The sequence below is a fragment of the Proteus sp. FZP2095 genome, from assembly GCF_023701425.1.
GTDB lineage: Bacteria > Pseudomonadota > Gammaproteobacteria > Enterobacterales > Enterobacteriaceae > Proteus > Proteus cibarius.
In genome coordinates this window covers 45,342-58,777 of the sequence record NZ_JAMQBJ010000003.1, presented here as the reverse complement: position 1 = coordinate 58,777, position 13,436 = coordinate 45,342, and the positions used below count along the sequence as shown (strand labels likewise).

At 38.8% G+C, this 13,436-nt stretch carries 11 protein-coding genes and 3 tRNA genes; 7 read left to right on the top strand and 7 right to left on the bottom strand.

Features of this window, described 5'->3' with window-relative positions:
* Position 1: 1 nt before the first annotated feature.
* On the top strand, positions 2-1,912 hold the full coding sequence (recD, locus tag NBG71_RS13165) for an exodeoxyribonuclease V subunit alpha (RefSeq protein WP_099660196.1): 1,911 nt from the start codon (positions 2-4) through the stop codon (positions 1,910-1,912).
* A gap of 72 nt (positions 1,913-1,984) precedes the next feature.
* On the opposite strand, the gene argA is transcribed toward recD, so the two are convergent.
* Entirely contained in the window at positions 1,985-3,319 is a 1,335-nt protein-coding gene (gene argA, locus NBG71_RS13160; protein WP_075671744.1) for an amino-acid N-acetyltransferase, read from the bottom strand.
* Positions 3,320-3,559: 240 nt separating this feature from the next.
* Here argA and amiC point away from each other — a divergent pair, with 240 nt between their 5' ends.
* Positions 3,560-4,822 carry an N-acetylmuramoyl-L-alanine amidase AmiC gene (gene amiC / locus NBG71_RS13155; protein ID WP_075671742.1) on the top strand — a complete coding sequence of 421 codons (1,263 nt, stop codon included), beginning with the start codon at positions 3,560-3,562 and terminating at the stop codon, positions 4,820-4,822.
* A 214-nt stretch (positions 4,823-5,036) separates the two neighbouring features.
* Here amiC and NBG71_RS13150 read toward each other — a convergent pair.
* From NBG71_RS13150 to NBG71_RS13140, 3 genes are all read right to left on the bottom strand, one after another.
* Positions 5,037-5,113 (bottom strand) — tRNA-Met (locus tag NBG71_RS13150).
* Between the two features lie 22 nt (positions 5,114-5,135).
* A tRNA-Met gene (locus NBG71_RS13145) sits at positions 5,136-5,212 on the bottom strand.
* 30 nt (positions 5,213-5,242) lie between these two features.
* A tRNA-Met gene (locus tag NBG71_RS13140) sits at positions 5,243-5,319 on the bottom strand.
* Positions 5,320-5,613: 294 nt separating this feature from the next.
* Between NBG71_RS13140 and mltA the strand changes: the two genes are divergently transcribed.
* Both mltA and tcdA read left to right on the top strand, forming a co-directional pair.
* Positions 5,614-6,708, top strand: coding sequence for a murein transglycosylase A (gene mltA / locus NBG71_RS13135; protein WP_075671740.1), 1,095 nt, complete (start codon positions 5,614-5,616; stop codon positions 6,706-6,708).
* Positions 6,709-6,818: 110 nt separating this feature from the next.
* Positions 6,819-7,655, top strand: a complete 837-nt coding sequence (tcdA, locus tag NBG71_RS13130; protein WP_250916972.1) for a tRNA cyclic N6-threonylcarbamoyladenosine(37) synthase TcdA — start codon at positions 6,819-6,821, stop codon at positions 7,653-7,655.
* Positions 7,656-7,768: 113 nt separating this feature from the next.
* Here the strand turns inward: tcdA and csdE are convergent, their stop codons facing one another.
* Both csdE and csdA read right to left on the bottom strand, forming a co-directional pair.
* The gene (gene csdE / locus NBG71_RS13125; protein WP_109420103.1) at positions 7,769-8,221 is read right to left on the bottom strand and encodes a cysteine desulfurase sulfur acceptor subunit CsdE; all 453 of its coding nucleotides are present in this window, start codon (positions 8,219-8,221) and stop codon (positions 7,769-7,771) included.
* A gap of 5 nt (positions 8,222-8,226) precedes the next feature.
* Positions 8,227-9,438, bottom strand: coding sequence for a cysteine desulfurase CsdA (gene csdA, locus NBG71_RS13120; RefSeq protein WP_250916914.1), 1,212 nt, complete (start codon positions 9,436-9,438; stop codon positions 8,227-8,229).
* Between the two features lie 662 nt (positions 9,439-10,100).
* Here csdA and NBG71_RS13115 point away from each other — a divergent pair.
* From NBG71_RS13115 to rlmM, 3 genes are read left to right on the top strand one after another with little or no spacing between them, the layout of a single operon-like run.
* Positions 10,101-11,021, top strand: coding sequence for a transcriptional regulator GcvA (locus NBG71_RS13115; RefSeq protein WP_075671734.1), 921 nt, complete (start codon positions 10,101-10,103; stop codon positions 11,019-11,021).
* A 43-nt stretch (positions 11,022-11,064) separates the two neighbouring features.
* Entirely contained in the window at positions 11,065-11,460 is a 396-nt protein-coding gene (locus NBG71_RS13110; protein WP_075671732.1) for a DUF423 domain-containing protein, read from the top strand.
* Complete coding sequence (gene rlmM / locus NBG71_RS13105; RefSeq protein WP_075671730.1) at positions 11,453-12,550, top strand: 23S rRNA (cytidine(2498)-2'-O)-methyltransferase RlmM; 1,098 nt, start codon at positions 11,453-11,455, stop codon at positions 12,548-12,550. The genes NBG71_RS13110 and rlmM overlap by 8 nt, the downstream gene beginning before the upstream one ends.
* 134 nt (positions 12,551-12,684) lie before the next feature.
* Here rlmM and xni read toward each other — a convergent pair whose 3' ends face one another.
* Entirely contained in the window at positions 12,685-13,434 is a 750-nt protein-coding gene (gene xni, locus NBG71_RS13100) for a flap endonuclease Xni (RefSeq protein ID WP_075671728.1), read from the bottom strand.
* Positions 13,435-13,436 lie beyond the last annotated feature (2 nt).

Here is a 13,436-nt window from a genome sequence, read left to right as displayed (position 1 = left end):
AATGATCAAACTATTAGAACAAGCGATTACACAAAACTTATTACGGCCTTTAGATCTTCGATTTGCACAAATGCTGGTGGAAGATGAAAACCCTATTTTACTGTTTGTATTTGCTTATTTGAGTGCTCAAACTGGAGCGGGTCATGTTTGTTTACCATTGAGTATTATTCAAAAAGATCAACTGTTTGATGGTAGGCAAAAGGAGTTTGCACAAGAAATTTGGCAAAAAATGGGTAAGCCTTCTGCTAAAAAAATAGTAGAAGAATTGACTCATTGTCATTGTGTTAATCAAAGTAGCGATGATTCTCCTTCCCCCATTATTTTAGATAATGAACTTCTTTATTTACAAAGAATGTGGAGCTATGAAGAGAAAGTTGCTCAGTTTTTTAGGCAAGAGCATGCCATTGTTGATATTGATGAGAATGAATTAATTAAAGTACTCACCCAACTTTTTCCAACAACGAAAAAAAGCCAAGAAACAAATTGGCAAAAAGTGGCCGCGAGTGTTGCTATCACAAGCCCTATCTCTATTATTTCTGGAGGTCCAGGAACGGGGAAAACCACAACAGTAGCTAAAATTTTAGCAGCTTTTGTGATGCTCACATCGAATGAAAAGCCGATTATTCAATTAGCGGCTCCTACAGGTAAAGCCGCCGCGAGATTAACTGAATCTTTAGGTAACGCGCTGGCACAACTTAATTTAAGCGAAGAAGAAAATAAATGGATGCCAAAGCAGGCACAAACTATTCATCGTTTATTAGGCGCTCAACCTGAAAGCCAGCAAGTGCGTTATCATAAAGATAATCCATTGCAGCTTGATATTTTAGTGGTTGATGAAGCATCAATGGTTGATTTACCTATGATGGCGCGATTGATTGATGCACTTCCACCAAAATGTCACGTTATTTTCTTAGGTGATAAAGACCAACTTGCTTCTGTTGAAGCGGGCGCTGTATTAGGTGATATTTGCCGTTTTTCTGAAGATGGTTTTAGTCAAAAGAGATTTGATCAGATTAACCACTTAACCCAAGGTGAGTTGGCTAAATCTACCGATATCATTCCTGTCTCTCAAACACCAGTTTCTGTCGTTAGTGATTCTCTGTGTCTGCTACGAAAAAGCTATCGCTTTGGTGAGGATTCAGGGATAGGACAACTTGCTTTTGCGGTTAATAAAGGACAGACCAAAACAGCCATTGCGTTGTTGAAAAAAGCAGAGGTTAGCCCACAACAGCTTGAAATGGCATTAGAGCCTCAAGATGTGAGCTTTATTGCTTTAGAATCCAAAGAAAGCTATTTACTAATGATACAAGATGCCGTTAACGCTTATCGAGAGTATCTCACTTTAGTTTCTAAAAAAGCATCACCTGATATTATTCTTAATGCATTTAACCAATACCGTTTATTGTGCGCGCGAAGGGATGGCCCTTTTGGTGTGAGTGGTTTAAATGACAGAATTGAAATGCTATTGCACCGCCAGCGATTGATCCGCCGTCCTACAAATAGTTATCAAAGTGATTATATTGGACGCCCGATTATGATCCAACGAAATGACAGTACGCTAGGTCTGTTTAATGGTGATATTGGCATTATGCTCAATAATGATGAAGGTGAAATGAAAGCTTTTTTCCAACTACCTGATGGAAAATTGAAAGCAATCCAACCTAGTCGGTTACCACAACATGAAACTGCGTATGTAATGACAGTGCATAAATCACAAGGTTCTGAATTTACTCATACAGCGCTAGTATTGCCCGATAAATTTTCACCTGTTGTTAGTCGTGAATTGTTATATACCGCATTAACACGGGCTAAACAGAAGCTTTCTCTTTATGCCTCGGAGTTGATGGTGAGAATGGCAATACAAACGCGTATTCAGCGTCGAAGTGGATTAATTGATAAATTACGTTATTAGCCATTAGTTAATAATGAAAAATAATAAAAGACAGGCATTGAGAGGGATACCTGTCTTTTTTATATTTGGTAATTACTCTTTATGTAAATCTAAAATCAAAATTTTAGAACGGCGTTGGTAATTATAAAGTGCTTGTTTTTCAATCGGTAGCTTATCTATTTCAGCTGGTTCAAATCCTTTTTCTTGAAACCAGTGTATGCTGCGAGTTGTTAAAACAAACAGCTTTTCTAACCCTAATTGCTTAGCATGAGCTGAAATACGTTGTAGTAAAACTTCACCACGACAAGAGCTGCGATAATCGGGGTGTACTGCGACACAAGCCATTTCACCAATTTTTTCTGATGGATAAGGATAGAGTGCTGCGCATGCAATAGTCATATTATCGCGTTCAATAATGGTGAATTGGTCAATTTCAACTTCCAATTGCTCTCTTGAACGTCTGACTAAAATACCTTGTTGTTCTAATGGGCGAATAAGTTCGAGTATGCCACCAATATCATTAATATTCGCTCTACGAACTTTCTCTGCACTCTCCATGACGATTTGAGTACCAATACCATCACGAGAGAATAATTCTTGAATAAGAGCACCATCAGATTGATAACTTAGTAAGTGGCTGCGCTCTACACCACGACGGCAGGCTTTAACTGCTCCCCGTAAGAATCTTACTGTACCTGAGTGGTAATCACCTTCCGTTTGTAGCTCTCGAATTTTATCTTCGGCTTGGTTAGGTAATAGTTCAGAAACAATGTGCCCTTCTTCATCGACAACACCTTGGAATGAACAAAAACCAATTATTTTTTGTGCTTTAAGCTTTATCGCAAGCTGTGTTGCTACTTCTTCTGAAGTGAGATTAAAGCTTTCACCTGTCACAGATACCGCAACTGGGCCAATTAATACAATGGCATTACTGTCTAATTGGCGATGGATAGCTTCTTCATCGATACGACGGATTTTTCCGCTATGACAATAATCAATACCATCATCAACCCCTAATGGTTGTGCGATAACAAAGTTACCACTAACAACATTAATATGTGCACCTTGTAATGGCGTGTTGCTTAAACTCATTGATAGGCGAGCCGTAATATCGAGTTGCAATGTACCCGCAGCTTGTTTAACAATTTCCAGGGTTTTGCTATCTGTGATGCGCGTATATTTATGATAAATCGGAGATACCTTTTGCACTTCAAGAGCCGTATCTATTTGTGGACGAGCACCATAAACAACTACTAAACGAATACCTAGGCTGTGTAACAACCCAATATCATTAATGATAGATGGGAAGTTTTCGTGAGCAATGGCTTCGCCACCCAACATAATGACAAACGTCTTGCCTCTATGCGCATTAATATACGGAACCGAGTGGCGGAATCCATCGACCAATTCGGTGCTACGCTCTTTCATAAAACCCTCTCAAGTGAATTTTTATTCGCATTTAATGTATTTTTATTCTTTTTGGAGAGGAATGGCAAGTAAAATCCTATCTTATTGTTTTCCCTGAAGGCAGAATATTCGTGTAAAAGTGAGTAATTGTGCTGTTTTTAAGTGACAGTGAAGAGTGGATTGGGTAAAGTTTTTTGTTCTTAACTTTTTTTATCTCTTTTTAGAGTTTATTGACGTTAATCGTTTTTTTGGAATATTTTCATGAGTCATTCTGAGCACAATCAAACTCGTCGTCGTCTTGTTAAAGGAATTGGCGCGTTATTATTGTTAAGTGTTAGTCCTGTTGGCCTTGCTGCCACAGCATCTGTTGTTGCTGTGAGGGTTTGGCCTGCCTCGACTTATACTCGCGTGACTATAGAATCCAGTACGCCGTTGAAATATCGTCAGTTTGCACTATCAAACCCAGAACGTATTGTAGTGGATTTAGAAGGTATCCAACTTAATAGCGTGCTGAAAGGTATCGCTAATCAGGTTCAGACTAGCGATCCGTATTTAAAGCTTATTCGCGTTGGTCAAAATACACCTAAAACAGTACGACTGGTATTTGAAATAAAAACACCTGTACAACCACAAATGTTTACACTTAAACCTGTGGCTGAATTTAAAAACCGTTTGGTGTTAGATTTCTACCCAAGCCACGGCGCTGACACGGAAGAAGATCCTCTTTTAGCGCTATTGCGTGAATATAATGACGGTGATTTACAACAAGCTGTACCGGCACAAACCGACACACGCAAACCAGGCAGAGCAGGGCGAGATAGACCCATTATTATCATGATCGATCCGGGACATGGTGGTGAGGATCCGGGCGCAATTGGTAAATATAAAACACGTGAAAAAGATGTGGTTTTACAAATTGCTCGTCGCTTAAGAACGCTCATTGATAAAGACGCCAAAATGAAGGCGTATATGACACGTAATGAAGATGTGTTTATTCCATTGACAGTACGTGTTGCTAAAGCGAGAAAAATGCAGGCAGATTTATTTGTCTCTATTCATGCTGATGCATTTACAAACCGCTCTGCAAGAGGTTCTTCTGTTTTTGCATTATCAAAAACGGGCGCAACCAGTAACACGGCACGCTATCTCGCTCAAACACAAAATGAGGCTGACTTAATTGGTGGGGTGAGTAAAAGTGGCGATCGCTATGTAGACCATGCAATGCTCGATCTCGTACAAACTGCGACTATTAATGATAGCCTAAAATTTGGTAGTGAAGTGCTGAAGCTATTGGGTGGGATTAATAAACTGCATAAAAATAAAGTCGATCAGGCAGGTTTTGCGGTATTAAAAGCTCCTGAGATCCCTTCTATCTTAGTAGAAACGGCTTTTATCAGTAATATTGAAGAAGAGAAAAAGCTAAAAACTGCTAAATTCCAGCAACAGATCGCAGAGTCTATTTTCAAAGGGATCAAAGCTTATTTTGCTAATGGCGGTGAATTAACGCTAGCTGATCGTAGCTAATTTCTTCCTATACCTTTTTCTTATATTCCAATAGAAAGCCAAGATCATTCGCTTTCTATTGGAGTCTCTTATTGCATTTTCAGCACAATAAATCTATCTAATACAATGCGTTATTGAGATAACAGAAATTTAATGTAATAAATCTATGATTGATACGATTAGGTTTGTGAATTAAGAGAGAAAGTAAAAATAAGAGGAAATCTTGAAGAGAAATTGGTTGCGGGAGCTGGATTTGAACCAACGACCTTCGGGTTATGAGCCCGACGAGCTACCATGCTGCTCCATCCCGCGACTGAATTGTTGTTTATAGAATTGGTTGCGGGAGCTGGATTTGAACCAACGACCTTCGGGTTATGAGCCCGACGAGCTACCATGCTGCTCCATCCCGCGACTGATACTATAACTTACTGCTTTGTGAATTGGTTGCGGGGGCCAGATTTGAACTGACGACCTTCGGGTTATGAGCCCGACGAGCTACCAAGCTGCTCCACCCCGCGTCTCCACAGAGGGGCACTATACTCAGGATCTGCCGAGTTGCAAGTTTTTTATGAAATTTTTACAGTTTTCTTTTAAAAACGGTCAGAAATAACACATCAAGGTGTAAATTTAGGCAGTTATACACGTCCTACTTCAAGGTATTTAGAATATATACTTGATGTTTAAAAGTCATATTGATTGGGTGATAATAGAAAACCTTTAGCAATCGGTATATTCATATCTTTATTGATTTTGCTTTGGTATCTTTCTAAGTCAAAATCAATACTCAAATTTAGTCATTAAGCGGGTCAAAAATGGTTACTTGGCGAAAATCGTTAATTTTAGGTATGTTAGCGCTTGCCTTGACTGGATGTCATCGTCCAACAGAGCAAGGGCAACAGTATAAAGATGGAAAGCTTAAGCAAGATCTTATTGAGGTAAGTTCGCCAAATACACAAGGTACACCTATTAATGGCCCTGATTACTTACAACAAGTAAGTCAGATAAACCAAACATCATCTCGTTTGTATAATAGCAATAAAGAGACTTATCAGGCGGTCGAAAATTGGATACGCTCTGGTGCAGATACACGCCAATTACGTCGATTCAATATTTCTGCATTTCAAATGGAAGGGGTTGATAAGTACGGAAATGTTCAATTTACGGGATATTACACTCCTGTTCTTGAAGCTCGTTTAACGCCACAAGGTGAGTTTCAATATCCTCTTTATAAAATGCCAGCAAACAGTCGTTCAAAATTGCCTTCCCGTGCTGCTATTTATAATGGTGCATTAAGCCAATCTTTAATTGCAGCTTACAGTAACTCGATTATGGATAATTTTATGATGGAAGTTCAGGGAAGCGGCTATGTTGATTTTGGTGATGGTAAACCTTTAACTTTCTTTGGTTATGCAGGGAAAAACGGGCATCCTTACCGTAGTATTGGAAAAGTGCTTATTGATAATGGTGAAGTAGAAAGAAAAGATATGTCTATGCTCGCTATTAGAGATTGGGCTGATAAGCACAATGATGCTGAAGTAAGGAAATTATTAGAAGAAAACCCGTCATTTGTTTTTTTCAAACCAGAGCCTTTTACACCCGTTAGAGGTGCTAGTGCTATCCCACTTGTTGCACTTGCCTCTGTGGCTTCAGATAGAAGTATTATTCCAGCAGGAACGGTGTTACTGGCTGAAATTCCTGTACTTGATAATGCAGGTAATTTTACAGGTGAATATCAAATGCGTTTAATGGTGGCATTAGATGTAGGTGGTGCAATTAAAGGGCACCATTTCGATATTTATCATGGAATTGGTAAAGATGCCGGTCATATGGCAGGTTTTTATAATCATTATGGACGTGTTTGGGTATTAAAAAAATCACAGCTTAACTCATTAAACCCTTCGTTATAAAAACGATTTACTCTTTATCTGTTCGTTATTAACGGTAAAATTATGCAAACGACATGGCTATTGATATTAATAGCCATGATTATTTCTGTTATTTAGGTTGTTATCGCATTATGCAAAATTCATTATCAGATTCATATTTACAACGCTTTTCTGGAATAGGGCGACTCTATGGGCAAAAAGCGTTGTCTTGTTTTGCTCAGGCTCATATCTGTGTCGTGGGTATAGGTGGTGTCGGCAGTTGGGCTGCTGAAGCACTAGCTCGCAGTGGTATTGGTGCTATCACCTTAATTGATATGGATGATGTGTGTGTGACTAACACTAATCGGCAAATACATGCGCTGAAAGAGAGTGTAGGTCAACCAAAATGTGAAGTGATGAAACAGCGTATTTTAGAAATTAACCCAGAATGCAAAGTGACTAGTGTTGATGATTTTGTCACGGTGGATAATGTCGCTGAAATGATGAATAACAACTTTGACTATGTCATCGATGCAATTGATAGTGTAAGACCAAAAGCTGCGTTATTAGCTTATTGTCGTCGTTATAAAATTCCAGTGATCACAACAGGTGGTGCTGGAGGGCAAATCGATCCAACACAAATTCAAGTGGTTGATTTAGCTAAAACAATTCAAGATCCTTTAGCTGCTAAACTAAGAGAGCGTTTGAAATCTGATTTTAATGTCGTAAAAAATAGTAAAGGAAAATTAGGAATAGATTGTGTTTTTTCAACAGAACAACTGGTTTACCCACAAGGTGATGGTACGGTTTGCGCGGCAAAAAGTACGGCAGATGGTGTAAAACGCATGGATTGCTCTGCGGGATTTGGTGCAGTAACGATGGTAACGGCGTCGTTTGGTTTTATTGCGGTATCTCATGCGTTGAAGAAGATGCTAGCGAAAGCTCAACGTACTCATGATACTTCAAGCCACAGCGTTCATTCGAACTAGTCACATACTTATGTATGCTCCTAGCGATTCATTCACTTGTCACCTAGCTGTGACTTGAATTATTTAGAGTATATATTTTTAGTATATATTGAGATTTTGAGTCTCAGCTAAGGTTATGATTGAGAGGTGAGTGATTTTAGCCGTGCGATAATCGCATTCACTCCGTCAGTGCGAGATTGGCTAATGTGATTAGCCAATCCTAATTGACCAAAAATCGCTAACATATCGATATCTGCTATTTCTTGCGCCGTTTTATTTTCAACAGTAGCTAAAATAATAGTCAGTAAGCCTTTTACAATGCGACCATCACTATCACCATAAACATGGTATTTGCCGTTATTATTTAATTCGACACCAAGCCACACTCTATTTTCACAACCTTTGATCTCTTTTTCTGTTGTTTTTAATTCATCAGGTAATGCAGGTAATTTACGCGAGAGTTGAATTAATTGACGGTATTTATCTTCCCATGCTTTTGATTTTTGAAAATCTTCAAGCAAGATTGCCAAGGTAATTTCATGACCAAATGGGTGCTGAGTTGCAAGCAGAGGTGTGTTGTTATTCATTTCAATTATTCATCTTTTAAGAGTGATAGAGCAAATTTAACGGCATTAATAAAAGCATCGATATCAGCGTGTTGATTATAAGGCATAAAAGAAATGCGTAAACAACCTGAAATATTTAATGAATCAATAAGAGGTTGAGCGCAGTGTTGCCCTGTGCGTAATGCAATATCTTTCTCTGCGATTAGTGTGGCTAAATCACTATGATGAACACCTTCGAAATTGAAAGAAACAACCGATGAGTTAGCTGCTCGGTAACTGATAAACCCATTTAGCTCACTGAGGCGCTTCTCTGCTTCATCTGCAAGCTCAAGGGTATATTGGTTAGCATGATGCATATCTTGTTTTTCTAACCATGCTAATGTCGCTGAAAATGCAATAACACCTGCGATATTAGGAGTCCCAGCTTCAAAACGCTGAGGGATAGGAGCTGGAGTAAAGCCATCAAATGTTGCGTTAGTTAGCATTTTTCCACCACCATGCCAAGGTGCCATCGTTTCTAAAAGTTCACGTTTACCATAACAAATACCTAATCCATTAGGGCCATAAAGTTTATGAGCAGAAAAAACATAGAAGTCGATATTGAGTGCCGTGACATCTGTCGGGTGATGAACAATACCTTGTGCACCATCGACAACCAGTAAGCAATTATCATATTGATGAACACAATGAGACACTTTATCTAATGCGATTTGAGCGCCTGTTACATTCGACATTTGGTTAACAGCGACAATTCGTGTCCGTTTATTGATTAAAGCATTTAAGCTATCAATTGAAGGTAAAAAATTATCCTCTATTGCCCAGCGGATCACCCGTGCGCCTGTCTGTTCTGCCAGTATCAACCAAGGTATAAGGTTTGCATGATGCTCTTGCTCACTAACAATTATTTCATCGCCTGCTTGCAAGCGTGGACGAAAATAGCCTTGAGCAATAAAGTTGAGTGATTCTGTGGTGCTTTTTGTCCAAATAATCGTATCACTATCAGTACTATTGATTAATTCAGCAACTTGTTGACGCGTCGCCTCATATTGTTGTGTTGTTTTTTTAGCATGTTGATATTGGCTACGGTGAACTGTCGCAAAATTATAGCGATAAAATGCATCTGAGGCTTCTATCATGGCGAGAGGCTTTAATGCAGTCGCTGCACTATCAAGATAAATAGTCTTTTCTTTAAGAGCAGGAAATTGTTGTCGAAATAAATCAGGTGAAAATACGTTCATAGTTAGGCTGTATTGGTAGACGAATAAATTTTCGCGATTTGTCGTTAAAATAGGGTGTATAGATTATACGGTTAATTATATTTATTTATAACGGAAACCTAGGAGCATCCGTTTGTTCTGGCTCATTGTGTCTATAATAACACGATTAAGATGGTGAAAGTTCACTCAATAAAAAATCACTGGGATCAGATTAATATTCTATTTTTTCTTGTTTAAATTTATTTAGGATAATTTATGGTGAGTTTTTTTAGAATAATGATGATAACTTTATTATAAAAAATGGATGAAAACATTAAAACAGTATGTGTGAGTAATTAAAAAGTAGAGAAAAATAGGGAATAAAAAAAGCACCGCCTTGGCGGTGCACTATAAAATCACTATGGACAGACAGGGTAAATGTACAGGAAGTGAAAAAAAACAGTAGCATCAGCTACTAAGTCTGGAATTTCCAGACAACTTGCAAACACAACATCACAACCACAAAGCCAAAAGTTTTGCAGTATTACTACTACACAACTTTTCGTTCCGGCTTAGGAAGTGCGCTTACTATAGGTATTTACTGGCTAATCATCAAGGGACAATTTATAATGCTTCGCATAAAAAAAACTAATGATGAAAGCTAGGGTCTACTAATAGCCAAAATAGGGGTTTAAGAACCGAATATGTCTAAACGTTTACCGCCATTAAATGCGCTTAGGGTTTTTGATTCAGCGGCACGTCATTTAAGTTTTACTAAAGCCGCTGAAGAATTATTTGTGACACAAGCAGCAGTGAGCCACCAAATTAAAACATTAGAAGAATTTCTTGGGCTAAAATTATTTAGAAGGCGCAATCGCTCTCTCTTATTAACAGAAGAAGGGCAAAGTTATTATCTCGACATTAAAGAAATCTTTTCATCAATTAACGAGGCAACTCGTAAATTATTAGCTCGAAGCGCGAAAGGCGCTCTTACCGTTAGCCTTTCTCCAAGTTTTGCTATTCAATGGTTAGTACCGCGGTTATCCGGATTTAACCAAGCTTATCCGGGGATTGATGTGCGAATTCAGGCTGTTGATAGAGAAGAAGATAAGCTGGCTGATGATGTTGATGTGGCTATTTTTTATGGTCGAGGAAATTGGACTGGGTTACGTACAGACCGTCTTTATGCAGAATATTTAATCCCTGTTTGTGCGCCATCTTTACTTACAGGTGAAAAACCACTAAAAACCCCATCCGATCTGATTTATCATACACTGCTACATGATACATCTCGTCGAGATTGGCAAGCTTATGTACGTCAATTAGAGATACAAAATCAGATAAATGTGCAACAAGGACCTATTTTTAGCCATAGTTCAATGGTGATACAGGCTGCTGTACATGGACAAGGTGTTGCATTAGTTAATAATGTAATGGCTCGTAGTGAAATAGAATCAGGCCGATTAGTAAGACCTTTTTCAGATGTCCTTGTTAGTAAAAATGCATTTTATTTAGTTTGCCAAGATAGTCAGGCTGAATTGGGTAAAATTGCGGCTTTTCGTCAATGGATTTTATCTCAAGCAGCGAATGAGCAAGAAAAGCTGGGTTTATTGACATCATCTTAATATTGCAATTAGCAAATATCTCCTAGATAGGAAGGAATAAACAGTGAATAGTCGTACATTGCTTATGTTTTCCGCGATTAGTGGCTTCTTTTATGTTGCTTTTGGTGCATTTGCAACCCATAAGCTAGCACCTCATTTATCGCCACAACATTGGGATTACATTCAGTTAGCGATGCGCTACCAAATTGTCCATACCTTATTACTTGTCGGGATCGCGGCAATGTTAATGCGTAAAACCATTTTATGGTTTTATTGGGCAGGTATTTTCTTTGGTGTTGGTATTCTACTTTTTAGTGGTAGCCTTTATTGTATGGCGCTAACACAAGTTAGATTATTATCTTATTTTACGCCAATTGGTGGATTTAGTTTTCTTATTGGTTGGGCTTTAATTTTTATTGGCGCTTTGCGTCTAAGGGCACCGGCGTCTCGCCATGAATAAAGTTGCATTATATTGTCGCCAAGGTTTTGAAAAAGAGTGCGCGGCTGAGATTACGGATAAAGCAGGTCAAATTGGCGTTTACGGCTTCCCTCGTGTTAAAGAGGGAAGTGGTTATGTGATTTTTGAATGCTACCAAGAAGGTGACGCGGACAAGATCGCGCGTGAAGTGAATTTCCGTGAATTAATTTTTGCTCGTCAGATGTTTGTGACTGGTGAATTACTTAAAGATTTACCGCCAGAAGATAGAATTACACCGATCGTTGGAATGCTAAAAGGTGTTGTTGAAAAAGCGGGTGAATTGCGAGTTGAAGTTGCAGACACTAACGAAAGTAAGGAATTATTAAAATTCTGCCGTAAATTTACGGTGCCATTACGTAATCATTTACGTAATGAGAAAATTTTGCTGAAAGTTGAGAATTTTAGCCGTCCTATTATCCATGTGTTTTTTATTGCACCGGGATGTTGTTATGTTGGCTATTCTTATAGTTTCAATAATTCTGCATTTTACATGGGTATTCCTCGATTAAAATTCCCATCTGATGCACCAAGTCGTTCGACACTAAAACTTGAAGAAGCATTTCATATTTTCATTCCTTATGAGGAGTGGGATGAGCGTTTAGCAAGCGGAATGAAAGCGGTCGATTTAGGTGCATGCCCCGGCGGTTGGACATATCAACTAGTGAAACGCAGCATGATGGTACATGCTGTTGATAATGGTCCAATGGCACAATCTTTAATGGATACAGGGCAAGTTCGTCATCACCAAGTTGATGGCTTTAAATTTGAACCTACATCTAAAAATATCACATGGCTTGTTTGTGATATGGTTGAAAAACCAGCTAAAGTTGCTGCATTAATGACGACTTGGATTGCTAATGAATGGTGTCGTGAAGCTATCTTTAACCTAAAACTGCCAATGAAAAAACGTTATGAGGAAGTTTCTCATATCCTTGAAAAAATAAAGTCAGAGTTAGCGGAAAAAGGGATCAACGCTAAGATCCAAGCTAAGCACCTTTATCATGATAGAGAAGAGATCACGGTTCATATTCAAAATATTTGGGCTGCTTATCGACCAGATCGTGAATTCTAAAACGACCCAAGTACATTGATTTATTGATGACAATAAAAGGCGAAGCTTCTATTTATAAGCTTCGCCTTTTTTAATGGGCTAGTTATTTAAAAATATCAGTGAGTTGAGTCTTGATTTGATGATTGGGAACTTAGCTATTTTAAACGTAACTGTTGTAGATTACCGTTTAATTGAATATCAGTACGTAATGTGGTGATTTTTCGGCTGATAAAAGCAGACTCTTTATGGGTGATAAGTTTGTTTTGCCATTTAGTAGGGACATCATCAATATGCTGATAAAGCGATTCTAGATCTGGGTGAATATGTAAAAGCTCAGTGGCACTTTTGGGGCCAATACCGGGAACACCAGCCACTTTACTGCTGCTTACACCCGTTAATCCCCAATAGTCGGTAAGTTGAGATGGTTCAACACCAAATTCAGCTCTAATAAACTCTAAATCTAACCAGCGTCGCTGAAAATAATCGCGTATACGGATAGAGGGCGAAAGTAGTTGGCAATAACCTTTGTCCGTTGAAATAATCGTAACTCGAAAACCCGCTTCTGCAACTTTGGTTGCCAATGTTGCAGCAACGTCATCTGCTTCATCTCCACCTGAGTGCCAGCTCTGTATTCCTAAATTAAGCAACATGGCTTTAATTTCAGGTAATTGTTGTCGCAAGTCATCAGGCATTGGCGTGCGACCAGCTTTATAATCAGGTAAGAGCTGATGTCGCCAACTACCGTCTCTGTCATCCTCATCGAAGACTGCTACGGCATGGGTAGGTTGTGTGTGACCAAGCAGTTGGTTGACGCTCTGTTCACACACTGTCTGGCAGGAAGAACCTGATGCCGCATGAATGCGGCGGATCAGGTTTAAAGCATCAATAATCAGCAAATGTATCATAA